The organism is Fuerstiella sp., assembly GCA_022447225.1.
Taxonomy (GTDB): Bacteria; Planctomycetota; Planctomycetia; order Planctomycetales; family Planctomycetaceae; genus S139-18.
The window spans coordinates 228843-253794 of the sequence record JAKVAZ010000009.1; the positions used below are offsets into that span (position 1 = coordinate 228843).

Annotated in this window: 18 protein-coding genes; 10 read left to right on the forward strand and 8 right to left on the reverse strand. The window is 52.9% G+C overall.

Annotated elements, in window-relative coordinates; all coding sequences use genetic code 11:
• The first annotated feature begins 489 nt into the window (after positions 1-489).
• The 3 genes from MK110_11645 to MK110_11655 all read left to right on the forward strand — a co-directional run bounded on the left by MK110_11645 (position 490) and on the right by MK110_11655 (position 5150).
• Positions 490-1941 carry a DUF58 domain-containing protein gene (locus MK110_11645; GenBank protein ID MCH2211948.1) on the forward strand — a complete coding sequence of 484 codons (1452 nt, stop codon included), beginning with the start codon at positions 490-492 and terminating at the stop codon, positions 1939-1941.
• 19 nt (positions 1942-1960) lie between these two features.
• Positions 1961-4396: a transglutaminaseTgpA domain-containing protein gene (locus MK110_11650; GenBank protein ID MCH2211949.1), complete on the forward strand. Its 2436-nt coding sequence runs from the start codon at positions 1961-1963 to the stop codon at positions 4394-4396.
• 220 nt (positions 4397-4616) lie between these two features.
• Entirely contained in the window at positions 4617-5150 is a 534-nt protein-coding gene (locus tag MK110_11655) for a peptide chain release factor-like protein (protein MCH2211950.1), read from the forward strand.
• Positions 5151-5249: 99 nt separating this feature from the next.
• Here the strand turns inward: MK110_11655 and MK110_11660 are convergent, their stop codons facing one another.
• The 6 genes from MK110_11660 to MK110_11685 all read right to left on the reverse strand — a co-directional run bounded on the left by MK110_11660 (position 5250) and on the right by MK110_11685 (position 13757).
• Complete coding sequence (locus tag MK110_11660; protein MCH2211951.1) at positions 5250-5687, reverse strand: YkgJ family cysteine cluster protein; 438 nt, start codon at positions 5685-5687, stop codon at positions 5250-5252.
• A gap of 615 nt (positions 5688-6302) precedes the next feature.
• Positions 6303-7598: a serine--tRNA ligase gene (gene serS, locus MK110_11665; protein ID MCH2211952.1), complete on the reverse strand. Its 1296-nt coding sequence runs from the start codon at positions 7596-7598 to the stop codon at positions 6303-6305.
• 93 nt (positions 7599-7691) lie between these two features.
• Entirely contained in the window at positions 7692-9074 is a 1383-nt protein-coding gene (locus tag MK110_11670) for a dipeptidase (protein ID MCH2211953.1), read from the reverse strand.
• 58 nt (positions 9075-9132) lie between these two features.
• Positions 9133-11031 (reverse strand): GTPase domain-containing protein, encoded by a 1899-nt coding sequence (locus tag MK110_11675; GenBank protein MCH2211954.1) that lies wholly within the window; start codon positions 11029-11031, stop codon positions 9133-9135.
• On the reverse strand, positions 11028-12917 hold the full coding sequence (locus MK110_11680) for a GTPase domain-containing protein (GenBank protein ID MCH2211955.1): 1890 nt from the start codon (positions 12915-12917) through the stop codon (positions 11028-11030). Before MK110_11680 ends, MK110_11675 begins: the two co-directional genes overlap by 4 nt.
• A 537-nt stretch (positions 12918-13454) precedes the next feature.
• A complete protein-coding gene (locus tag MK110_11685; protein MCH2211956.1) occupies positions 13455-13757 on the reverse strand; it encodes a ferredoxin family protein in 303 nt (100 codons plus the stop codon).
• A gap of 588 nt (positions 13758-14345) precedes the next feature.
• On the opposite strand from MK110_11685, the gene MK110_11690 reads away from it, so the two are divergent.
• The 4 genes from MK110_11690 to MK110_11705 all read left to right on the forward strand — a co-directional run bounded on the left by MK110_11690 (position 14346) and on the right by MK110_11705 (position 19099).
• The gene (locus MK110_11690; protein MCH2211957.1) at positions 14346-14906 is read left to right on the forward strand and encodes a sigma-70 family RNA polymerase sigma factor; all 561 of its coding nucleotides are present in this window, start codon (positions 14346-14348) and stop codon (positions 14904-14906) included.
• Positions 14907-15366: 460 nt separating this feature from the next.
• Positions 15367-15963, forward strand: a complete 597-nt coding sequence (locus MK110_11695) for a hypothetical protein (protein MCH2211958.1) — start codon at positions 15367-15369, stop codon at positions 15961-15963.
• Positions 15964-16204: 241 nt separating this feature from the next.
• Entirely contained in the window at positions 16205-17071 is an 867-nt protein-coding gene (locus MK110_11700) for a glutaminyl-peptide cyclotransferase (protein MCH2211959.1), read from the forward strand.
• Positions 17072-17188: 117 nt separating this feature from the next.
• A complete protein-coding gene (locus MK110_11705; protein ID MCH2211960.1) occupies positions 17189-19099 on the forward strand; it encodes an AAA domain-containing protein in 1911 nt (636 codons plus the stop codon).
• Positions 19100-19304: 205 nt separating this feature from the next.
• On the opposite strand, the gene MK110_11710 is transcribed toward MK110_11705, so the two are convergent.
• Positions 19305-19778, reverse strand: a complete 474-nt coding sequence (locus MK110_11710) for a cupin domain-containing protein (protein MCH2211961.1) — start codon at positions 19776-19778, stop codon at positions 19305-19307.
• A gap of 55 nt (positions 19779-19833) precedes the next feature.
• On the reverse strand, positions 19834-21219 hold the full coding sequence (locus tag MK110_11715; protein ID MCH2211962.1) for a pyridoxal-phosphate dependent enzyme: 1386 nt from the start codon (positions 21217-21219) through the stop codon (positions 19834-19836).
• A gap of 226 nt (positions 21220-21445) precedes the next feature.
• On the opposite strand from MK110_11715, the gene MK110_11720 reads away from it, so the two are divergent.
• From MK110_11720 to MK110_11730, 3 genes are all read left to right on the forward strand, one after another.
• Positions 21446-23725, forward strand: a complete 2280-nt coding sequence (locus MK110_11720) for a nitrite/sulfite reductase (protein MCH2211963.1) — start codon at positions 21446-21448, stop codon at positions 23723-23725.
• Positions 23722-24264 carry a hypothetical protein gene (locus MK110_11725; GenBank protein MCH2211964.1) on the forward strand — a complete coding sequence of 181 codons (543 nt, stop codon included), beginning with the start codon at positions 23722-23724 and terminating at the stop codon, positions 24262-24264. Before MK110_11720 ends, MK110_11725 begins: the two co-directional genes overlap by 4 nt.
• A gap of 199 nt (positions 24265-24463) precedes the next feature.
• On the forward strand, positions 24464-24952 hold a 489-nt coding region (locus tag MK110_11730; protein MCH2211965.1), incomplete at its 3' end, for a M24 family metallopeptidase.

Here is a 24952-nt window from a genome sequence, read left to right on the forward strand (position 1 = left end):
ACACTCCGCAGGAACGACACACGGGTACACGATGCAACGTAATACCGGCAGTAATGGTTTTTCCTGTACTCAGTGATTTTCATGTTTCAGCCAAGCGGCGTATCGGTACATGAACGCAGTTGTGATTTCGACTTTTGATCACAGAAGTCACCCGGGGACCCACCCTGACAGTACCAACCTACAAGAAACCTGAAAATGATCGTTTATTTCAATGCATCCGTCTGAATTGTTCCGACTCCCGGACACTGCCGACGGGGTTAACTTTACATCTGAAAAGAGGTGTTTTGTGAGAAGTTGAAAGAGACAACGCATCTGAAAATGAACTGGTGATATGATCAAAGACTGCTACTCATTTCGAAACACAATCCGCCACTGGCCCACAGAACCGACCGGAGCACATTGAAACCGTGACAAAGCAACAGACGGCAATGTGTTATCAGCCAGGCAATTCTGCGGGAATCATAAAAACAGCAACCTGGCATTTTATTCGTGGATGAACCTTTGACACCTCAGGATCCCAGTCACCGCACTCCACTGAGTGCCGGTCTTGTCGCGCAGGTACTGATCGCTGTGGGATGTCTGCTGGGCGGATTTATTCTCCCGGACTACCTGTCGGATTTCCAGGGTGTGACACAGTTGCTGCTCTATGTCTGCGGTGCAGTTTCTGCGGTGACAGCAGTTGTCAATGCGGTATTCGGTCGCGTGATCTCGCAAATGATGACCCGGATGGGACTGCGTTCGCGAGTCGTGATTCCCAGGGAGGGACTCGGCCATCTGGGCATAATGCTTCTTCTGGCCCTGGGAGGGCTGATCGGCCACTCAAACATGTTACTGTTCATCTTCGGCCTGATGGCCGGGCCGTGGGTTCTCAACGGCTGGTTTGTTTATATGAGCCTGCGTCGAATTCAAGTCGAACGTCGTTCCCATGATCGGATCATGGCAGGGACGCCCGTAACAGTCGACATCTCGGTCACTAACCGGAAGCCATGGCTGACATCACATTTGATTGATGTTCGTGACGAAATTTCCGTCCCTACGCCGACAGGCACACAGGTATTGGGCGCGGGTCTTGTGACGATTTTGCGACTGCCACCGGGAGAACAGAGAACCGGACAGTATCACGTTACATTTCAGAAACGCGGTCTTTATCAGCTGGGTCCCATCCGGGTTAGCTCGCGATTTCCACTTGGTATCGGTGAACGCGGTCAGATCATTCCCGAAACCGAAACGATTCTGATTCGGCCTCGAATACGACGACTCAGGACAGCGTGGACAAGTTTTAAAGACGATCAGAACGAAGCAAGTCAAATTCAGTCGCTGCGCAGCGGCGCCTTTGATGATGAATTCCACCGAATTCGTGAATTTCGTTCGGGCGATAATCCGAGATCCATTCACTGGCGTTCAACTGCCCGTCGTAATCGGCTTATGATTCAGGAGTTCCATCAGAATCGTGAATCTGATCTCTTCATTCTGCTGGATCTTTGCAGTCATGATGATTTTTCCGATGATGAAGTCGAGCTGGCAGTGTCCGTCACAGCATCGCTGTGCGTCGCACGAACTCACAGTGGATCGGCCGGCCGGTCGTCCCTGGCAATCACCGGGCGAACACCTGCGTTTGTGTGTGACTCTCAGGGCACTCGTTTTGCAAATGAAGCACTGGATGTGCTGGCGTCGTGTCAGCCGGCGGAATCTCCATCCCTGAAATCGGCAATACAAAGCCTTGCGGACGCCGGAGCACTTCAGCGATATCACGGCATCACCATCACGTCGCGCCCTGAATACTGTCGACTCGCGATCACTCAAATCTGCACGGATCTGGTGCCCGAGTCTCCGGATGTCATGAAACAGATGATCATCATTCCGGCAACAACACAGTCACTCAACACGGTGATTACGCCGGATGTCACCACCGAAACACAGAACACGATGCTGCAGCCCTGAATGCCGATGGGAATAGCAAATGAATTCCTACAGAGAGATCAGATATTGCTTTCTGACCGCAATAACACTGACGGTGTGCGGTGCTTCCGTTGTTCTGTTACTGGCAGAAGGAGCCTGGTTTCCTGTCGGTCTGACACCTATCTTTGCTCTGGGAGCTCTGTGGCTCAATGAGTGGAAACAATGGCTCGTTCTGCCCACACTCGCTGCAAGTTTCTGCGGACTGGCAGCACTGTGTACTGCGAGTGCTGAACTGATACTGAACACTCAGGAGACCCGTCTTATTTGCGGGGCACATTTGAGTGTCTATCTGACATGGGTCGTTCTGTTTATGCGCAAGCAGAACCGGCAATACTGGTGGCTGATGGCCCTCAGTGTCGTACAGCTGGCGATATCCTGTGTATACACCAAGGCTCCCTATCTGGGCATGTCCCTCGTCGGCATGAAGTTGATTATGGTGTGGACGCTCGCCGTGTTTACACTCCTGCGTCTCAAGACACGCACGGAATCGAAACAGGATTTCCTCGAATCTGCGACACAGCCGCCGTCGTACGACTCAACTGTTGTCGTACGACACGGAATTCAGGCAGATGTCGGCATCCGGTGGATTGGGACACGCTTCAGGCTGATGCTTCTGACAATGTGTCTGGCCTCGCTGTTGATGTCGGGTGTTGTGTTCGCTGTATTCCCTCGTGTATTCATTGGAACCCCTGCGTTTCTAAATAACCTGTCCATCTCGAATAATGGCGTCGTCCAGCGAACGGGTTTTCGTGAGCAGGTAAAACTTGGTGAATTCGGTTCTCTGTTAAAGAGCGAGGAACGTGTCCTCCAGGTAACAGCTGTTAACCCGACAACGGGAAATCAACTCACAATGCAGGAGGTTGCTGATTATCTGGAGATGGATGAACTCATGTTTCGAGGAAACGCGATGGGCTGGTATGCTGAAGGAACATGGAATCGAGGACTCACCGCCAACAATTATTCGTCTGAATTTATCCGCCAGCAACTGGAGGACAACACTTCGCCAATTGACTGCGTTCGTCTCGAAATTACTCAGGAAACCCCGGTAGGAACATTTGCTTTTGTGCCCACTCCTGTCGTAAGTGCCCGACTTCTCAATACCCGCGGCAGACTTAAACAGCGAAGTCTCACTGAGTCTCTGACCTTTGAGCTGCATGGACATTTCACGCCCCGCGACGGGACCTCATCAACAGACATCAACTCGAATGGTGTCTCGTTTGAGGTCTATTGTGAACCCCCCTCAACCTATTTTGAGCCGGTACCCCCTGACGTAATTACGGGATCGCTGCGACAGTGGATTTTTCCGACTGCCCGATCAATCCGTTCGAATCAAAATGGCAATCGATTCGCGAAGAGTCTTGCAATCACCAGGGATCTCGTCGGGATTGTTCCAAAGACAATGAAGCTGGCAACTGAACTGTGCCGTGACAACGGGCAACGCGTATCAGTGAAGGAATGTGTTCGCCGCGTCAACCAGAAACTCAGAGATTCCGGAGAGTATCAATACTCACTGGACGTGGCTCCCACCGACACAGACCTTGATCCTGTCGATGATTTTCTGGTGAATCACAAGAGCGGTCACTGCCAGTACTTTGCGTCGGCAGCAGCCCTGATGCTGCAGTGTGTTGGAATTCCCGCAAGAGTCGTCAATGGATTTAAGGGAACAGAACACAACCCGGAAACCGAACAGGATGAGGTACTTCAGAAACATGCACATGTCTGGGTAGAGTATCACCACCGCAACCGCTGGAACACAATCGATCCGACTCCTTCCGCCCGAGAGAATCTGCTCTTGATTCCGGAAGACCAGGGGGTGCTGGAGAATGTTCAAAAGACGGTCAACAACCTGTGGAAAAACGGGATCAACAATGTGACCCCGGAACGACAGCGGGCAGCAATCCAGCCGGTTTTCACCGTCTGGAACAATATAGTTTCCGCCGTTCGACGACAGGGATTGGCAGGTGCCGTTCATACATTCATCGACAACGTGATTTCCGACCCGTCTGAGTGGATCAGTCTGAAGGGTCTTATTGGATCACTGTTCTTATTTCTGACGCTGGCCATCGCACTGAAAACCCGGCTCTGGTTGTTGATTCGCTCCCTGACGGATTGGTTACACCAACGTGCTAACGGCAGACGAGGCACGGCTAAGCACACCGTTCGGTTTTACGATAATTTTCAGAAGACGTGCGCTCGATCCGGTCTCAAATTTCCCGCCAGTAACACAGCCCGTGAAAACGCGAAATCTGCTGAAGATTATTTTCAAGATAAACTGACGCCTGACATTCAACACATTCCGTCTCAAATCGCCGAAGCATTTAACAATGTACGCTACGGTCATCAGCCACTCACACCGGAACTGGTCGAACATCTCAATGACAACGTCATTCTGTTAACGTCAGCACTCACCGCCACCACTCCCCGCCAACCGAAATGACCCCGCCTATTTGCGAACCGTCGACTCCGTCTGATTGTCTGCCGACCTTATCCACTCTTTACAGAATCACCGGCATCGAATTGTTTTAGTGGGATGCTGACATTCGACCACACTGATTTTTTCCAGCGTCTTCAGGACCATGCACCGCTCACAGAGTAATCAGGATCATGCCAAATCGCGTTGAATACCTGCGGTCATGTTTTGGGCAGGAGAATTGATAGTGGACCACAGGGAAGACATCCGGTATCCGGCCCACCCCGTCACGCTGTCAAACGACACACTGCTGCGCGAATGCCTCATACGAAGGTTTCGTGCCAGCGGGCCGGGAGGACAGCACCGAAACAAAGTTGAAACAGGAGTCGAACTGATTCATGAATCAACAGGTGTTTCTGCTGTGGCCACGGAGCGGCGAAGTCAGGCGGACAACCAGCGCGCGGCACTGCAGCGACTGCGTTTACGACTTGCAGTCGAAGTACGCCTGGTCTTTTCCCCGGCAGTGTATCCGTCTGTTTTGTGGAAATCACGGTGTCGTAATCGGAAGATTCAGTGCAGCGAACGACACGCGGATTTTCCTGTCCTGATCACTGAAAGCCTGAACGCCGTCCACGCAAAAGATTATGACGTCAAATCGGCCGCTGATGCACTGGGATGCACAACATCTCAACTGGTTCGATTCATCGCCCGAGTCCCCGAAGCACTGATTCGGGTGAATACCGAGAGGAACGCACGAGGACTGCGCAGTCTGAAGGGCTGAATCGCATCCTGCGTAGTGTCTGTTCCGAAAGACTTAAGTTCGCCGTACTGGTCCTGTATCTGCCCATCACAGCCGATTGACGGATGTTCCACCGCACCACTATGCCTGAACAACATTGAGCACCGGCAGATTCACCGGATCACATTCGCGGCGACGGGGACGAGCGGGCAGAACGGCATGAGCGTACTCCCACATCTGTTCGGGGGTTTCGAACAACTGCTCGTGAGTGACATCATTATCGAATTCACATTCGTCCGTTGTATATTCGCGACAAATCCCCGGACGGGTCTCATAGGCCCCGCACTGCTGATTCGAAAGCAGGTGTTTACAGTCCGCGTGTACCATCAGATACCAACTGCCTTCGTCGACAAAAACCGATACGTTGCCGTGCATCATGTACCAGCGAATGTGGTCAAAATCTTCCCAGTCCGTCGGTGTTTCCATAGGCAGGGCAAAGTATCGACAGCACTTTGCTGTGCAGTGTTCGCACAGCACTTCACCAGGCCGGAGATCTGATCGATTAAATTGTTGTTTCATTAACGCACTGCCTGGAAGTCTAAGGAAATCATTGAAAGGCGGTTAATTGCAGCACCGACGTTCTGAATTTCTGACTGTGCTCACACCGCCATCAGCAGACCAGAAGTCTGTGCACAGTTTAGTGACTAGGCAATACTCTCGCGAACAACGATGCGTAAACCTACTTTTAACGAACGAAGTCCGTAAAAATCTGAACGTTTGCCAAATCCACCTGTCCGTTCCGTTGACCTCTCATCGTGAAACTGAAGTTCTTCTGCCACCTTTAACGCGGAACAGTACATATCAATGTGCGCTGGACGTTTTGATCACCTTCGTGTCTGACAGAGTCCAGCTTGAACGGATGCCGCAAAGTCTGCGCGTACGCTCACTACCCTGTCTGACCGTCTGCGTACTGCTTCATGATGAAGATCTGCAGAGTATGGTGAGCCTATACCGGTACCGTACCTGCGGGCTTACCACGCTGATGCCGCTGTCAATATCCTGAACGGTCAGGCACCGCAGGTTTCTTCAATAAAAAAATGGTGTAACGGACATCAACACACTTCCTCAGCTCCTGCCAGAACGACTCTTCAGTGAGTACCTGACGATGAAAACACGAAATCAAATGTAAATCCTTCATGCCCCGGCTGTATCAGCGGGAAGAATCTCATCCCTGCCGATCCACGGACGCAGAACCCTGGGAATGATGACCCTGCCGTCGGCCTGCTGATGATTTTCAAGAATCGCCACAATCGCTCTCGCACAGGAAATTGCTGTTCCGTTAAGTGTGTGGACAAACCGTGTCCCTTTGCGGTCCGCGGAACGACAGCGAATATTGAGCCGACGTGCCTGGTAGTCGGTACAGTTGGACGCCGATGTAACTTCCCCCCACGCCCCACCGTCAGCACGACCGGGCATCCATGCTTCCAGATCAAACTTACGGTACGCAGGTGCTCCCAGATCGCCGGTTGCGGTGTCGATCAGCCGGTATGGAATCTCCAGCGCCTGAAAGATCTCTTCTTCGATTCGTACAATGTCCTGGTGAACAGCATTTGAGATGTCCGGATCCGGAGCAGTAAACGCAAACATCTCCACTTTGGTAAACTGATGAACGCGATAGATCCCCCTGGTCGCCCGACCGTGCGCTCCGGCTTCAGTACGGAAGCAGTGAGAAAGTCCACCACAGCGAACAGGGAGGTCAGCAGTGTCCAGAATCTGATCGGCCAGTGCGCCACCCAATGTAATTTCAGCCGTGGCTACCAGACTCAAATCCGTATCAGACACAGAATAAATCTGTGTTTCGTCACCTCGAGGGTTAAAGCCGATACCCTGCAGGACTGAATCCCGCGCCAGGTCGGGGGTGGAATACAGGGTAAATCCTTCTTCCCGCAGTTTGCCGAGTGCAAACCGGACCAGCGCCAACTCCAGCATCACAGCATCATTTTTCAGAAAATAAAAACCGTGTCCTGCGACTCGCGATCCGGCTTCGAAATCGATCAGGTCACAGTTTGAGGCAATGTCTACGTGATCCAGAGGCGGGAACGTGAATGCTCTGCGCTCTCCGGAAATACGAAGTTCCGAAGCATCGTTTTCTCCGCCGATCGGAACATCAGGATGAGTCATATTAGGGATCGTCGCCTGAAGCTCGCTGAGACGTGACTCCATCGCTTTCAATTCACTGTCCATCTCAGCAATTTGTTCCCGCAGTTCTCTGCCCTTACTGATTAATGCCGGCCGCTCGTCTGCAGATGCTTTGGGAATCTGCGACGAAACTTCTTTTTGCTGTCGACGCAGGTCATCGATTCTGGTTATTCGACGGTTGCGATCATCACGCAGTGACGCGATAGCCTGCACGTCGACCGCGACGCCTCTGGCAGTACAGTTCTCGCTAACAGCGGCCTGGTTGTCACAAATGAACTGGAGATCCAGCATAAGTCGTTTTCCGTTCCAGAAATCATTCAGTAATCAGGGGGACGCTGTGCAAACATCCATAGTCACAGCAGATTCAGCCGGTGAATTCATGTATCAGTCAGTGACTCCGGATACTTCCGCCAGAGCAGCCCACAACATAGCACTCGCAAGCGTCCCGTTCTGAAAATCTGCAAGGTGCAGATGTTCATCCGGACTGTGAAGATTGTCTGAATTCCGGCCCCAACCGAGCAACAATGTATCGACATCAAGAATCTGCTTGAAGCTCGTAACCACAGGGATCGAACCACCTTCCCGAATGAACACAGGCGTCGTCCCAAATCCGGCTTCCACCGCCTGACTGGCGGCAGAGATCCACTTGCTGGACGGATCCAGTACAAACGCGGGACATCCCTGGAACGGACGAAATTCAAAGTCCAGACTATCGGGACACTGACGTTTCAGGAACTGTTCAAGAGAATTCAGAATCGAATCAGGGTCCTGACCAGGAACCAGTCGACAGGTGATTTTGGCCATGGCCCATGAAGGGATAATCGTTTTAGTCCCTTCTCCTGTATAACCGCTCACAATTCCATTGATATCGCAGGTGGGACGAAACCAGCGCCGCTCAAGAGTAGACCAGCCAGCTTCGCCGAACGTATTCCGACTTCCGATCTGCTCAAGAAACACGTTTTTCGCAAACGGCAGCTGCGCAATCTGCTCGCGTTCTCCGGCAGTGACCGGCAGGATATCGTCATAAAACCCGGGAATCTGAACCTGACCTGCCGAATCAACCAGTGATCCGCACAACAACGCTATGGCATTAGCCGGATTGGCCACGCTGCCGCCAAAGACACCGCTGTGAAGATCCTGAGATGCACCCCGAATACGGACTTCTGCTCCGGTAATACCGCGCAGCCCACAGGTGATCGCGGGAAGACCATCTCCGTACTGGCTGGTATCACTGATCACCGCAATGTCACACGCCAAACGATCTCGAGCAGACTCCAGAAAATCGTTCAGGTTTTCACCGCCAACCTCCTCTTCACCCTCCACCAGAAACCGAATATTCACCGGGACGGTGCCGGTGGTCTTCACCCACGCTTCGATCGACTTCAGGTGAGTAAACAACTGCCCCTTGTCATCGGTGGCTCCGCGAGCATAAATCCGGCCATCACGAATCTCAGGATCAAAGGGTCCGGTTGTCCAGGAGTCCACCGGATCCGGAGGCTGGACATCGTAGTGTCCGTAAACCAACACGGTCGGTCGATCATCACTGACAATCCGTTCGCCGTAAACAATCGGGTGTCCGGCGGTCCGGATGATCTCGGGACTCAATCCCGCCTGCAGCATCGCATCACGGACAAACTCTGCGCACTGCTGCATGTGTGGCTGATAAGACGAATCCGTACTGACACCGGGAATTCGGAGAAATTCAAACAGTTCATCGATGAATCGATCGCGGGACTCCTCAACAAACTGCACAACATCACTATTCATCTTCCTCTCACTTTTGTGACAACCTTTGGGACCAAATCAACCAATGAGTTTACCAACGTCATTCCCGCCGTCCGCCAAGCACTGATTCCCCACGTGCAACACTGCGACGGAACGATGCGGTATCATCCAGCAACTGTGCCAGAGTCTGATTGTCCGTTTCAATGCGACGGCAGCTCTCCTCGAGCGACGGAAACAGTCCACGCATCACTCGTAAATCTGCCATCGATTCAGCAAAACCACGGACATGTCGATCAAGTCGACGGCGCAGCCCGGAAGTAAACAACACGACAAGTGCAACCGACCAGATGATCAAAAACAGCAGCGCCGGAATGTAAAAATCAACGGTCAACAAAGGTTCAGGTTCTAACACACTGCCCAGCACGGGAGCCATAAAAGAACTCCAGAAAAAATTATACCCGATACGACCCAGCACAAAGGCAACGTACGTCATCCCGAACAGTTCGTAGGCCATTCGGCGCAGCATACCCGAGTGGCCATTCGCAACATCTTCAATGATTTCGTCCACAGCCCGGCGAGCGTCTCCCAGAAATTCACCTTCCAGATCCGCAGCCGTTCTTCTCAACGCTGTCAGATCTCCTGTCCAGGAACCGGAATCCGGTTCTATCTGTGCGGATCTGAGATACCCGGCAATCACGACTCGCGATTCCTGCAGCTGTTGATCGCTGATTCCGAACGACGCGATTCGATCCATCCGTGATTCAGCCTCGTGATCATCAACACGTGACTTCAGCCAGCGAGCAGACTGTACGGCACCGACGATTGCCATTTGAGCAGATGTGCGAGCACGGAAAAACGTGAACGACGCTATGAAGGCGCCAAATCCGTTGTAGAGACGAAGCATCGATGAAAACGGACTAAATCCCCAACGATCGGTGATCGCAGTAATCAGCCTGCGTTCCCATAGATTCCGGTTCACCAGCAATTCGTCAGTCAACTGGCGGCTCAGCAACTTCGTAAGCTCCTGCCTTTGTGTTTCCAGAGCCTTCTGCAGCTGCTGAACATTCGGAATTGCCGAATCATAGTCCGCGCGACATTCCGTCAGTACTTCCCGCAACAGTTCAATCAGATTCGCCCGTCGAATCTCCACACGCCGTGACGCATCCAGTTCCTGATCCAGCAGCCTGCTCAGTCTGCCAAATTCCCCCTGAGGCGCCCGACCGTGCTGCCCGTCTGCCAGGGCCTGCAAAGAATTCAGGAAAAACATTTCGGGAACTTCGTAATCCTGGCCAAGGCACTGTTTCCAGTCCTCGCGGATGTCCTGATCAAGATCAGCATGAGTCTGAACACATACCAGCCTGCAACCGCTGACAGCGTCACCAAGTTCGTTGATGACTCTGGCACTACGGTACTTCTGTTGAGTCGACGTGTGAATGATTACATCGCAATGCGGCAACATATCCCTCAGGATTGCCAGATTGCTGCCAGGTTCAGCCGTTTCACTGGTGTCAGGATCCGGACAGTCAAGCAGCACAATGTCACGCAGCAGCGGTGAATCCACTTTGCGAAGTTTCAGCCGTGTAAGATCGAGACCCAGCATTTCCGGTTCCAGATCCGGATGGATCAACAGGACCGGTTGGGTGGTTGTGGGCCGTTGACGCCCCGACCGTGAGACTTCTTCGCCCACAAGAGCATTGACCAGTGAGCTTTTCCCTGTCCCGGTTCCGCCAAACATCGCAACTACCAGTGGCGACTCGAGGCGAAAGCGGACGGCATCGACCCGTTCCAGCAAACGTGTAACAAGCAAACGCGACCGGCGTGCGGGCCCCCACCGCGGTGCATCGTCCACCCAGCGATTCAGTCGGTCTGTCAGACCATCGATCCCGGCCAGCAAAGCAATGTGTTCCAGACTTTGCGAAGAGCCGGAAGAAACCATTACACCACCGTCCGGTGCCTCGCGGGATTCGGATACGGCGGAGGATGTCGACGGAGGCTTCACGCGTGTGTCTCCTGCAATAGGAATTCGATGTGTGCCAGAGTTTCCGATACTTCCTCCCATTCGACGGACTCTGAGATTGCCGCCGCTCGCTGCAGATCTTCCGGCAACGTACCAAGTATTTCCCCACGAATCAGATCAGTCAGCCAGTTCACTCGACGTTCCGTGTATCGCCCGTTCAGATTGTGGAACCAGGCGTGCAGCCTGCCCGTGCCCTGGCCGGCTGCTCCAACGGCCGCATCACCCGCGACGGCAGCAGTCGCCCCGCCGGCCACGTCCGCAACAACGTGAACCACGGCATTTGCTGCAGCATTCGCAACAAACGGAGCAACGGTTTCTCCAGCCGGTCCGAAACCCAGACTGAACAACACGACGCTGGTCATTGGTCGCACCACGGCTGATGCATGATTCAACTGCCGATACAACGCAAACACCTCAGGACTGTCGACGCTGAATCTTTCCATTTCATCAACAACCACCTCGTTGAGTTCAAGTCCGAAGTCCACTGTCAGATGTTTCCTGCGCAGAGTCTCTATGATTTCTGTGCGTGAAGATCCCTGCAATACGGACTCGATGCGAGGTCGGACCATCTGATTACCCGACTCAGCCATCCATTGAAGTTTGTCAAACAATTCCTCAATTGTCGTCAGGATGGCAGACCATTCACGTTCGCGATACTGCGCCAGCGGCTCTATCGGTTCGCCCTGGATCGCATTTCGGGCGGCCTTGACCGGCCAGAAAATTCTCGCACCAACTTCGTCATAAAATCTATTGATGCGACGAGCCCATCCCTGTTGCCGGGATTTCCACCAGGTACGGATTTCTGAAACAAACGATGATGCGGGGGGAACCGGCCAGTCACGAATCTTCAAAACTGCATCTGACGACAACCGTTCCGAGGCGGACTTCAGATCGTCGCTCGAATTACGAAGTGACTGCATCCACCGAGGAACACCCCGTTGATGACTCAACAGTTCCCGCGCGGAACCTCGCAATGTTCTGACACGAATCTCATGAAACTTCAGGCCTGAAAGATCGCTGCGCAGGTCACAAACTCGATCAGCAGAACGAGACGAATGTCCTGATATCACCGGCCAGTTGCGTTCAAAGAACGGCAGTCGGAGTTCTTCGGCCGCTGCCCGATCAACGGGTGACAGATAAACACTTTCCGGATCGATTCCGGTTTCGCGGCAGAACGTTTCCAGCCAAACCGGCCAGAACTCTTCGTCGTCCGGTAACAGGCACTGATTGAAAACAATCAGCACGGCTTTGTCTTCATCGGCCGCTTTACGAAAAAACTCTTTCACTGCTGCGTCGTTGTATTTTTGCTGAGTCAGTACCACGATGAGCACATCCGCACAACGACGAATCGCATCCGCTCTCACCCAGTTCACACGAACGTCACTGTCGATATCAGGAGTATCAAGTACCAACAGCGTGGATGGCAGGTCAGAAGAGCACCTCCAGTACAATTCATGATGCGCCGTTTCACGGAGGGCGTGATCGGCGTCCGACCATTCCCGCAGATGAAAGTCCGGAAACACCTGCTGCAAATCCTGGCGATCGGTGAATCCGTCCGGTACCAGGCATACAGGATGCTTTGTTCCAGAAGCATGCGGACTTGTCGAACTGGCCCGACACCCCGCCAAATGATTAAACACCACGCTCTTACCAATATTTGTACCTCCCACAACGGCAGCGACAAGCCACGCCTCGGCGCCCAGCTGGGGTAACAATTTTTGTCTCAGGAGCTGGTACCATTCACAGGACTGCAGCGGATCTGGCTGAAGTACACTGGCAGCATCGCTGAGCAGGTTCACCGCTCGGTCGAGCCGCCGGGTCGCTGCTGCAAGATCAGTGAACAACTGATTGACGTTTTCAGTGCTCATTGGATTTCTGTTTGTCGCATCCCGACAATGTGGTCACACACCGTCGATGTCCTGAGTAATCACAGGGTCCGTCAAAGGTACAGTCGCGCCCCGGAATTCACCAGTATTGTTGGTACGAACGACCGCCGGTGCCGTAATTTAACGCGCCGACACAGATGACCAGCCGTTTGTCGGGCAGCCCAGATGATCGGGATCCCGCCGGCAGCATCCCACAAAACAGCTACCAGGCTTCACCAACAACGAATCCGCGACGACATACAGAACCAGAGACCGTCCTAAGAATCAGGCACATCAATGTACCAGGTTTGTGAGATGGTCGTAAAAACCCGGCATATCTCGCAACACAAAAAAAGGCCTTCGGGAATTCCGAAGGACCTTCACTTCTTTGTCTGATTCAGTCCCGTCGCAGAAATTCCTGACGGACCAGCCGGGTTTTCAGCCACGAACGCGGCGACACAGCGCCCGCTCCAGCCACCCAGTGTATCACACCGAATACCTCCTAAGGGACAAGATCCGGTTCCAGCCGGCCGACCAGTACTAGCTCGCCGACGGGCACTGACCGTCGGTTTCCGCCATTGACGTCTTCTGCTCGGTAATCACCGGCCACTGACTGGCCATTTCTGCATTCAGAGCGGTGTAATCGGTCCATTGTTCCGGCACGTTGTCCTCGTGGAAAATTGCCTCGACCGGGCATTCCGGTACACAGGCTTCACAATCAATACATTCATCGGGATGAATGACCAGAATCGACTCACCTTCGTAAAAGCACTCAACCGGACAAACGACAACACAGTCGGTGTATTTGCAGTTAAAACAAGGTTCTGCAACGACATGGGTCATTTTTACACCCTTTCGATCATATCAAATTCAGTCTTCGCCACGATTACAGCAATAGCCCGCAAAAACCTGACTGACGAGCCTGCACCTCAAGCCAGATCTTTTAAATTAGCCATTCCGGGTCAAGTTGTGGTGCAGGACCTTGTGTTACCCGGAATTTGCGAGTTGTACGAAATTTATTTCGACTTTTTCCAATCGAGACACCTTACGAATGACATCTCTCACCATATTGAGACACAATCTCCAAAATTTTCCGGGTAGAAATTGACATTCCTGGCCCGGCGGCCTTTTTAAGCCACTAATGACTATTATTTTTCGGTTCATTGATCCGGCAGCAATACCAAAACGCTCAGCCCCTGTTCGCCCGTGGCTTCCAGGCAACATGCAAGACACAGTAATTGTCTGCAATTCACTGAATTTTGACCCTTCGAACACTTAGACGCGACGTAATACCTAAGGGAGAGAGGCATTCCGATCAGCACCAACTGTGAAATTTTCACGTAGTCATGCAGATCGAAACCGTAAATGTAATACATCGCCGGATCGGGCGAACCATCAGACCCGACTCTGCATTGCCCCGGTTTATTCATTATGCCGTTGTCTGAAACTGACCGACGACTCATCAAAGATCTGCTCACGCGGAGTGACGCAGCCTGGGATATGTTTGTTGACCGTTACGCCGGACTGGTTATGCAGGTCATTAGACATACCGCACATGCGCACAGTCTCAGGCTCACTCAGGACGATGAAGATGATTTGTGTGCCGATGTTTTTGCCGCCCTGGTTGATCGTCGTATGGCAACACTAAGGAGTTTTCGTGGCCGATCATCACTGGCAACATGGCTGGCAGTAGTTGTCAGGCGGATCGTCCTCCGCAAGCTGACACAACGTCGGTATGCGAGTGCCCTCGGACATGTGAGTGTTCACAGTTCCGCCGTGCGACAGGCGACAGACTCAGTCGAGTCAGATCTCGCAAATCGTGATCAGGTAGAGACACTGATGAAACGACTTTCGCCGGGAACTCAGGACGTAGTGAAGCTATTCTACAGGGAAGGTCTTTCCTACGGTGAAATCTCCCGAAAACTCGGCATCGCGGTCAATACAATCGGACCTATGCTGTCAAGAATTCGCCGTACTCTGGCTTCACGTTGACATTGCAGTTTCGACACTGCAGGCAGCGCAGCTCTCCCGATTTGACACAAACACTCTCCGCCCTGAAATAACGCAACAGTTGCCGCCAAATTGACAATCTTTCAGCGGACGCTCATATTTCGCGCCTGTGCCTGCTATTTCATCTGCAACATCCTCACTGAAACAAAGATTCCAGGAATCTGAGTACATTCATTGCGGTTCATGCGTCATCATGAACAAAGTCAAAGGTAAGGCATCAGCAGACTCTTAATCCGGAACGTGGATTCCGTGTGCCGCGTTATCCACGGCGCACCGCAGCCAGGAATGTGACTCAGAAGGTCCGACATCAGGTAAGACTGATTGTCCTCCTGCTCAGCCCCTTTACCTTCGACGCCACAGCACTAAACTTCCCGTCAATTCAGTGAACCCAACAGTCTGAATTGAGTGGCACAATTTTACATTGAACCAACAGGAACTGAACATGTCACGCAAATGGATGACCCTCACCGTTGGCAGCCTGCTGACAGTTGCCGGCTGCAATTCCTCGGAAGAATACAAAGACTATTCCAACGCTCCCCTCAGTGAGAACACCAGTCACGACCACGACCACGACCACGCAGCGGGAATGCACGGCGGGCAGATCATAGAATTTGATGCTGCTCATGCGCATCATGCAGAACTGGTGTTCGATGAACAGACTCGCGACATCACGCTTTATTTCTATGGCCCAGAAATTGGTAAGGCGCAGACAGCCGAAGGCCTGGTATTTGAAGTCGACAAGGAAGATGGTGACGAAATGCACCTCGATGCAACTGCAATGCCCCTGGAAGGCGAAACCGAAGACACGGCTTCACGGTTCGTCGTCGCAGGATCTGATCTGCCTGCGGAGCTCACTTCGATCGCTGACCTGCACTGTCACTTTCATGTGAATCTGAGTGGTCAGGAATTCACAGGTCACCTTGTCCATGATGATCATCATGATGAACACAGTGAACACGATGAACACGATGAACACGATGAACACGATGAACACGATGAACACGATGAACACAGTGAACACAGTGAAGAAGACCAGTAAACCATCACTGACAAACGTTGATGGGCACGAGGGTCACGAACAGCACTCTACAAGAGAGAATTCCGGGTAAACTGTAGTGAAGGAGTGGTCTGTCAGCTTCGAACGACGATCAATCGGAACGTTCACCTCGGAAACCCTGGATGACCTGAATTGATTCAATCGGCGATCGTGAATTCATAGCGCAAATGTCGGTTGTGCGCTGACCATTGCTGAAGTTCCTGTCTCATTGAAGGAAAACAGATTGGCCGCCAGCAACAGGAGAATCAACGACAGCAGACAACAAACCTGGCGACGAATTCTGCCAGCCTGCGCGTTGCTGGTGGTTGCGGCTGTGTTTTCGTGCGTAATCATCGTATCGACAGAAACATCGGCTGCTGGTCCGCCGGTCATCCGTGTTACCCGCATCGCCGAATATCCACATGATCAGCAGGCATTTTGTCAGGGGCTGACTGTTTACAATGACGAATTACTGGAAGGTACGGGACGATATCAGCATTCGGCACTCCGCCGCGTCAATATTGGGACGGGCCAAGTCAGGAAACAGGTACGACTTGCCGACAATGTTTTCGGAGAAGGTGTGACCCTTTGGAAGGACCGGGTTATCCAGCTCACATGGGAAAATGGATACCTGATCATCTACGACGCCGACACACTGACCCCTCTGAATAAGGTGAGTTACGGTCAGATCGATTCAACCCTTAGGCAGGGCTGGGGCGTCACTCATGATGGAAAGAATCTGATTGTCAGCGACGGCAGTGCTTTACTGAGATTCATCGATCCAGCAACATGGAAGACCGTCCGCCGTATCAAAGTCCGATCCGGCAGACGGTCCATTCAAAATCTGAACGAACTGGAATACGTCAACGGTGAGATTCTGGCCAATGTTTGGTATTCATCACGGATTGCCCGTATCGATCCTGAATCGGGAGCAGTCAAAGGATGGCTCGAACTTAAGCAACTTTTCCCGCGTACGGTCCGGCGTAATCGGGAAGCGGTCTTGAACGGCATCGCCTGGGATGCCGTAAATCAACGCCTGTTTGTGACAGGAAAGTATTGGCCGTCTCTGTTTGAAATCACCTGGGACGGCCTTCCCGGTCAAAATCGCTGAAGCCCCATACCGTCTCCGTTTGTCTCACATCATGAATAATCCAGAAATCACAATTCAGCGGATCCGGATCAGCGGATTGCGGAATGGTATTCACTCGAATCGTGTATCGGCCCACACATGACGCAGTCTCATCGGCCACTCCAGTGCGAACAACACTTTGATACACTTCGTCAGTGGCTTGACATGGAGGGTGAAGCCGAACGGCGGCGACTGGAAGAACGACGTAAAGTACAGTCTTCGAGTGATGCAGAACGTCGAGGGGAAACACTCCTGGATTTGGAAATTCGGACCCACAGCACGGGGCTTGGTGGCCGATACCTGCTAACGCTTCAGAAACGTCGAAAAACAGAAAAACTCCCCTGGCATCGATTCAAAGTCGGAAGCCCTGTTCTGCTGTCTCCCGAAAGCGATAATTCCGAATCAGCAATACAGGGTGTGGTCAGTGGTCGAAACGTGGACTCGCTAGACATCGCTGTCGAAAAATGGCCAACGGGTCAACGGTTTCGACTCGATTTGTCTCCCGACGAGATCACTCGCAAACGTCAGATTGCGGCAATGGAAATCGCCGAAAACGCTGCAGGTCGTCTCGGCCAGCTGCGCGACATTCTGCTCTACGACCGGGTACCGGTGTTTGAGTCTCCGGTGGCGATGCCTTCTTCGGAGAGTCTCAATGACTCTCAGCAACAGGCTGTCGAATTCTCGCTGTCAGCTCAGGATCTCGCAATTATCCACGGACCGCCTGGTACAGGTAAAACCACGACCGTAGTCGAATTGATTCGACAAACGGTAGCCGGCGGTGAACGAGTACTGGCCTGCGCACCCAGCAACACGGCAGTGGACAATCTGCTCGAACGTCTCGTCACTGCCGGAGAACCAGCCGTCCGGCTTGGTCACCCCGCAAGGGTTCTTGAAGTGGTGCGCGCTCACACACTGGACGCTCTCGTTGAAAAACATGACGCCTGGCCGTTGATTCAGGAAATGCAGCGGGAAGCAGAACAGCTTAGTCGCAAAGCCAGGCGATTCACGCGAGGACGACCGGCACCAGGTCAAAAGTACCAGCAACGACAGGAAGCCCGGGAACTTCGCAAACATGCGCGCATGATGGAACGCCAGGCTGTCAATGAAATCATTGCAGGAGCTCGTGTCATCTGCGCAACCGTCAGTTTTGACTTTAGCATTCTGGAAGAACATGCATTTGATCTGCTTGTGATTGACGAAGCGTGCCAGAGTGTCGAACCGGGTTGCTGGGTCCCGTTGAAATATGCCGACCGTGTCGTCCTGGCGGGCGACCACTGTCAGCTGCCGCCCACGATTCTGTCGCAGGAAGCGGCAAGAGAAGGATTCGCGGTCAGTCTGATGCAGAGGCTGGCAGCACACTACGGTGATCACATCACTCGACAGCTGACCGTTCAGTACCGCATGCATGAACAAATCATGCGATTCTCGTCAAATACGTTCTACGACGGCAGGTTAACCGCTCATGAAACCGTCCGGCACCACACATTGAATGATTTGCCAACCGTCAACATTACCCATGACAGCCCGGTCCTATACATCGATACGGCTGGCGCCGGATGGAACGAACAACTGGAGCCTGAGGGACTGAGTAAATTCAATCCCAACGAGGGTCGTCTGGTCCTTGAGCAGATCAGCCAGCTGTGCGAAGCGGGACTCAGCCCGTCTGACATCGCGGTCATCGCGCCGTACGCAGCTCAGGTCCGCTGGCTGCGACAGCACTCTGTCTACGATCGTCTGGAAATCGACACGGTCGACGGCTTTCAGGGGCGCGAGAAGGAAGCCGTCGTGATGTGTACCGTACGGTCCAATTCGAAAGGAGAAGTCGGCTTTCTGTCAGATTCCCGAAGGATGAATGTTGCACTCACCCGTGCCCGTCGAAAACTGATTGTGATTGGAGACAGCGCGACCCTGGGCGCCGACGAGTTCTTTCGGAACCTGCTGGCATGGTTCGACGAAACCGGAAATTACAAAACGGTCTGGGAAACGACGACAGACGCAGATCCGGCTTGACGTACGAACTCACGCAAGGGTTGTCATGGGCAACTGATGCGACCTTACTCGGGGCACGCCGGCCGACAATAAGTGACGTTCCCTGGGTGCCATTAACGTGAGAGACGACCACAACAGTTACCCGGCTGTTAAAATTCTGTTGAGGCTGGTGTGAGCGACGGTTTCCCTGAACATCCGTCACGGATTGATCGGTAGTGCAATTCTGTTATTGCTGCGCAGCGACCAGATTGCGAATTCCTTCTCCGACAGGCACGTTGATGAACAGAGCCCCGAGAAATTCGTCTGCGTCCACATTCCGCAATTCGTGCTCCACCGAAGGTGGGATGTAGACGACGTCACCGGATGACACAGCCTGAGCCGTTCCTCCCAGATTCATAACACCGCGACCAGTGGTGATGACCACCAATTCTTCGGAGTCAGGGTGAATGTGCAACTCTTCGACGTGGCGACCTTCAGGCGGAATCAGAATGTGATGAACGAACTGGATCGTCTGCAGGCAGGTCCGCTCCTCAGGACCTTCAGTTTCGAACAGTCGGCGTACCGGTGCGGGCGTCGATGATCGATCGACCCAGTTACCCTGATCGTCGCGAACACGATACTGGACAACCCGATGAGGATTGTTGTAAAGCAGGCTCATAACCCTGCCGTAGACCTGTGTTTTCCAATTCGCGGTGGGCATCATCGCTCCTCTGTCGTTCACAGAATTCCGTCAGAGCAGGCGGAACGGAACAAACCTACGGACTGTCATTGGTCGCACCCACGGATGTCGTGGTTTGGAAACCTTTACGGACCCACTCATCCAGTCCACCTTTTGCACTGCGCACGTTGCGGTAACCTTTGGATTTCAGGAACAGGGTCGCGTACTTGGAGAATTTACCGATGTTGCAGACGGTCACGATTGCGGCATCACGATCATCGGGCAGTTCCGCACTCCGATCACTCAGATCATCCTGTGGTATGTTGATGGAGCCGGGAATGTGAGACTCGGCGAAATGCTCTTCTGATCGAATATCCAGCAGAACCGGTCTGGCGGACGACTCCAGTTGAACATTAAGGTCTTTGACGCGAATGGAATCGTGCGGGTTCTTGAGGTTTTCGACGAGGTTCGCAAGAAACTGTTCGTTCCTGCTCGGTGCTCCACTTTCGGGCTCGTCGGATTTCCCGGGGGGACGCAATTCAGGAAAATGCCGGAGCACCGAAGATGCATATTTGAAGATATTGTCACAAAAGATCACCACAACCACATTGCCCGGTTCGTCCGGGACAAGTTTGAACGCCCCAGCCAGGTTCATACCCGAACTGGGACCGGCCACGATACTTTCCTCCCGATTCAAACGCAGACAGAGGTCATAGGCCTCCTCGTCACTGACATCGACTTCCGCGTCGTATTCTTCCGGGTGATAAAGTTCCGTTTGGCCAAGCTGACGCTTACTGCGGACACCAGGAATATCGTGACCATCCTCCGGTGCAACACCCAGAACTTTTACTGCACGGTTCTGTTCCTTTAGAAAACGACCTGTCCCGGTAATCGTGCCGCATGTACCGAGTCCGGCGACAAAGTGAGTGACACGACCCTGTGTTTGACGCCAGATTTCCGGCCCGGTCGTACGGTAATGGGCGCCCGGATTGGCTTCGTTGATGTACTGATCCAGAATCTCAAATTCGTCTTCAGCCTGCGCGGTTTCCCGTGCCCTGGCGATGGCACCTTCCGGGGCTCCCGGCAGAGGACACAGAGCATCATCGAGTTCAATGACCTCTGCCCCGAAAAACCGCAAAACAGTGCGTTTCTCAACCGGAATCTGGTCGGACAACGGTGTGCGCAGCGAATACCCCTTCAGATTACCGACCAATGCCAGTCCGATTCCGGTGTTGCCCGACGTCGCCTCAACCAGTTTTTTTCCTGGTGCAAGCAGGCCTCGTTCTTCCGCATCCAAAATCAGATTGTTCGCCACACGGTCCTTGACGGCACCAAACGGATTATACCACTCAAGTTTAGCGTACACGCGAGTGTGTTTGAACGGCACCACTTTATTCAGACGCACAATGGGGGTGGGGTTCTCCTCGCCTGAAAGAAGTCCCATCATCGAATCGTAAACACGGAGTGAATGATCGTTTGACATAGTGCCTAGAATATACAGGTAAACCTGAAATCGTCAAAGAGATCTCTCCGTCCGCCTGCCGGCTGCCTGAGCCGCCCACATCGGCAATTGTTGAAGCTTTGCGGTTGTGATAGAATCAACGTTCGTATCGAGGTCGTATGTCGCTGCGGCACATGCAGTAATGCATGCAATCGTACTCCGCACGCATGAATCATACGGACTTAGTGTCCGTTCGGAGATATTTGTGATGAAAGCAAGTCATCATCTTTGGAAGGAGCATTTGTCGGCCCGGATTTCGGGTCAGCTTGCCGAAGAGATTGATACATTCGAGACGGAGATCGATCTGCGTTCTCAGGACATGGTCGACGAAAAAGTTTTTGCCGAGACCCGTCTTCGTCGAGGTGTCTACGGACAACGTTACGACAACGGCCAGCGCCACGACGGCACACAGTCTCATGAACTCGGGTATCCGGATAAGCATACCAAAGGCCCCAATACGGTTTGGGACGCTCCCGGAATGCTGAGAATCAAGATCCCGTTTGGCGGGATGACTCCTGAACAGCTGGACGTCATGGCAGAACTGGCAGAAGAATATTCTGACGGAATTGCCCATGTCACGACTCGGCAGGACATTCAACTGCACTTCATTCACATTGAAGACACACCGAGCATTATGCGTCGGCTTGCTGCTGTCGGAATCACCACACGTGAGGCCTGCGGAAATTCCGTCCGCAATGTTACTGGATGCCCGTTCATGGGAGTCTGTCCGGACGAACCGTTTGACGTAACGCCTTACGCAAACGCGATGACCCAATTCCTGCTCGGCCATCCGGATGCGCAAAATTTTGGCCGCAAATTCAAACCCTCCTTCGGTGGATGTAGTCAACATGCATGCGGTCTGGCGCAAATGCATGATCTTGGACTAACGGCTGCCGTACGCGAAGTCGAGGGGAAGGAACAGCGGGGGTTCAGAGTTGTCGTAGGCGGAGGCTTGGGGGCCGTGCCACGTCAGGCAAAAGTGTTTGACGAATTTATGTCGCCCGAAGAAATCCTCCCCATTGCTCAGGCCATGTCCCGCGTATTTGGGAAGCTTGGTGAAAAGAAGAAACGCAGCCGTGCACGCCTGAAGTTTCTTATCGAGAAGTTAGGAATGGATGAGTTTCGCGAAAAAGTACTCGAGGAACGGGCTAAATTACCGAACGATCCTCGCTGGACCGAATACCTGGCCGGAATTGAATCGGAAGCAGAAACCCCGCTGAAACCTCCGAGTGAAATGCCGGAGGCCAATGGTGATGAGCCGTTGAGACACTGGATTCGGACCAATATCCGGGAACAGCGACAGGCGGGGTATGTCACGGCTACGGTCACGCTTCCACTGGGTGATCTCACACCCGACCAGCTGCGTTCACTGGCGGATATCACTCGAAAATTCACAAACGGGACAATCCGCACAACGGTGGAACAGAACTTTGTGATTCGCTGGGTGACCAAGTCTGACGTACCTAAGCTGTACAGTGCACTGGAAGCCTGCGGTCTGAGTGCCCCTGGAGCAGGCAACGTCGTTGACATTGTCGCCTGTCCCGGTACCGACACCTGCAAACTGGGAATTTCCTCGTCACGAGGACTGGCAGGCGAATTGCGCAATCGCCTCATTGCTAAAGGAGTCGAACTGGATCAGGCGATTCAGAATCTGCATATCAAAATCAGTGGATGCTTCAACAGTTGTGGTCAGCATCATGTGTCAGACATCGGTTTTTACGGGATTAGTCGTACCCTGCAGGGCTTCAAAGTTCCGCACTTTCAGGTTGTTCTCGGGGGCCAGTGGGAACAGAACGCTGGATCATACGGACTGCCAATCGTGGCAGTGCCATCCAAACGGATTCCCGACGCATTGGATCGAATCACTGATTTTTATATAAAAAATCGAACTGCTGACGAACGTTTTACCGAGTTTGTAGGACGAGTGGGCAAGCTGAAGATCCGAGAACTTCTGGTAGATCTCACAAAAAACGCACCGGAACACCAGAGCGATCCGGGCTTCTTTGCGGATTGGGCAGACCCCCGACAGTACAGCCTTGGTGACATTGGAAAAGGAGAATGTGCAGGCGAGGTTGTGACCCAGTATGAGTTTACCATGTCGGCCGCCGAACGGACTGTCTTTGAATCACAGGTCGAACTCGAAGAGGGAAAGGCCCAGGAGGCAGGAGAGGGCGCTTACCGGGCCATGATCAAAGCGGCTAAGGCACTTGTGCAGATCCAGTACGATGACGTCACGGAAGAAGATCCGGACGAAGTTGTCGACGAATTTAAAGAACGTTTCTTTGACACAGAAATTTTCTTTGATCCGTTCGCCGGCCCAAAGTTCGCGAATTATCTGTTCGAGGCGCATGAAAAGAAGGGCACGTCATTCCATGACGAGTCAGCGCGTCATCTGATTGAGGAATCACAACTGTTTATCGAAGCCGTTCACAGTTGCTACAATCGTGTCCGAACAGAGGGCCTGACCGGAGCTGGAGCGCCACAATGAACGTGCAGCATGTGAACGTCAAATTCTTTGTGGATGGCGAATTGACCGTTGATCTCGACAAGGTGATAGAACTGTTCCACAGCTGGACCGCTCAGCAAATGCGAGACGAGTTGCTGATTGATGTGGCCGACTACCGACACGTGCCAGCAGGTCCCAGCGTTGCGCTGATAGGACATGAAGCGGACTACGTCCTTGACAACACCGGGCACCGGTACGGACTGCGTTATAACCGCAAGGCTGCACTCGACGGCACCAATGAACACCGCATCCGGCAGGCGGTTCGATCGGCACTGCAGGCCTGCGACTTACTCGAAGCAGAATTCGACAGTTTACAATTCAGTCGTCAGGAATTCGAAATCACCGTCAACGACCGGGCTCTGGCACCCAATACGGAAGAAACACGACTCGCGTTCGATCCGATTCTGCGCAGTTTTATCGGAGAACATCTGCATCAAAGCGATTTTACAGCAGACTACCAGCGTGACTCGCGCACACTGTTCGGGGCCCTGGTCAGTCTGCCGGACACCATTAACATCTGACGCGTCTGGCGCAAACTTACGACCGGAAGACTCCCGCCCGAGCGGACGTATTTCCGTCTGCCCTTGAGCTCGGACAGCCGGAAGCAGCACATTGCAGGTTGATCTGTAGTCGGTTTCCGCAAACGTCTCTCAGTAATCCCGGCCGGCACTTTTCAGTCAGTTCCCCTGTCGCAATACAGCCCGGTTCGACGGTGGCTGTATGGTTGACGGTGACTGGCGCGACTTAAAACGGACGTGCAGTGTCGGCACAACGGGCGACAGTGACCGGCAGTTGGATAAAATTGCTCGCACAGGAATCGAAGCATCCATTGCCATACTTAGCGAGAGCGTCGTCCCGAGCGAAGTCATGTATTTCGCTTTTCATGTGAATCGCATTCATGATTTCGGTGAATTCGTCGACTGGTGCCACAAATCAGGCGGGGAAGCCATTGGACACAATGCTGGACCGAATATTCACGAACAGCCGGGACTTACTTTTCAGAACCATGTTTCTTTGGAAGCCGACATGGTAGTCAGCATCGAGCCGTTTATTACGCTGGACGGCGTGGCACCGTTTTGGAAAGCAAACGGAAAACTCGGACTTGAAGATTGCCTGCTGACGACAGACAGACAGACAGACAGACAGACAGACAGACAGACAGACAGACAGACAGACAGACAGACAGACAGACAGACAGACAGACCGACA

What these genes read in the sequence shown, in the direction of transcription:
- MK110_11650 (MCH2211949.1), top strand. Translation starts at nt 1,961, where the DNA reads ATGAATTCCTACAGAGAGATCAGATATTGCTTTCTGACCGCAATAACA.
- MK110_11660 (MCH2211951.1), bottom strand. Translation starts at nt 5,687, where the DNA reads ATGAAACAACAATTTAATCGATCAGATCTCCGGCCTGGTGAAGTGCTG.
- serS (MCH2211952.1), bottom strand. Translation starts at nt 7,598, where the DNA reads ATGCTGGATCTCCAGTTCATTTGTGACAACCAGGCCGCTGTTAGCGAG.
- MK110_11670 (MCH2211953.1), bottom strand. Translation starts at nt 9,074, where the DNA reads ATGAATAGTGATGTTGTGCAGTTTGTTGAGGAGTCCCGCGATCGATTC.
- MK110_11680 (MCH2211955.1), bottom strand. Translation starts at nt 12,917, where the DNA reads ATGAGCACTGAAAACGTCAATCAGTTGTTCACTGATCTTGCAGCAGCG.
- MK110_11685 (MCH2211956.1), bottom strand. Translation starts at nt 13,757, where the DNA reads ATGACCCATGTCGTTGCAGAACCTTGTTTTAACTGCAAATACACCGAC.
- MK110_11690 (MCH2211957.1), top strand. Translation starts at nt 14,346, where the DNA reads ATGCCGTTGTCTGAAACTGACCGACGACTCATCAAAGATCTGCTCACG.
- MK110_11695 (MCH2211958.1), top strand. Translation starts at nt 15,367, where the DNA reads ATGTCACGCAAATGGATGACCCTCACCGTTGGCAGCCTGCTGACAGTT.
- MK110_11705 (MCH2211960.1), top strand. Translation starts at nt 17,189, where the DNA reads ATGACGCAGTCTCATCGGCCACTCCAGTGCGAACAACACTTTGATACA.
- MK110_11710 (MCH2211961.1), bottom strand. Translation starts at nt 19,778, where the DNA reads ATGCCCACCGCGAATTGGAAAACACAGGTCTACGGCAGGGTTATGAGC.
- MK110_11715 (MCH2211962.1), bottom strand. Translation starts at nt 21,219, where the DNA reads ATGTCAAACGATCATTCACTCCGTGTTTACGATTCGATGATGGGACTT.
- MK110_11720 (MCH2211963.1), top strand. Translation starts at nt 21,446, where the DNA reads ATGAAAGCAAGTCATCATCTTTGGAAGGAGCATTTGTCGGCCCGGATT.
- MK110_11725 (MCH2211964.1), top strand. Translation starts at nt 23,722, where the DNA reads ATGAACGTGCAGCATGTGAACGTCAAATTCTTTGTGGATGGCGAATTG.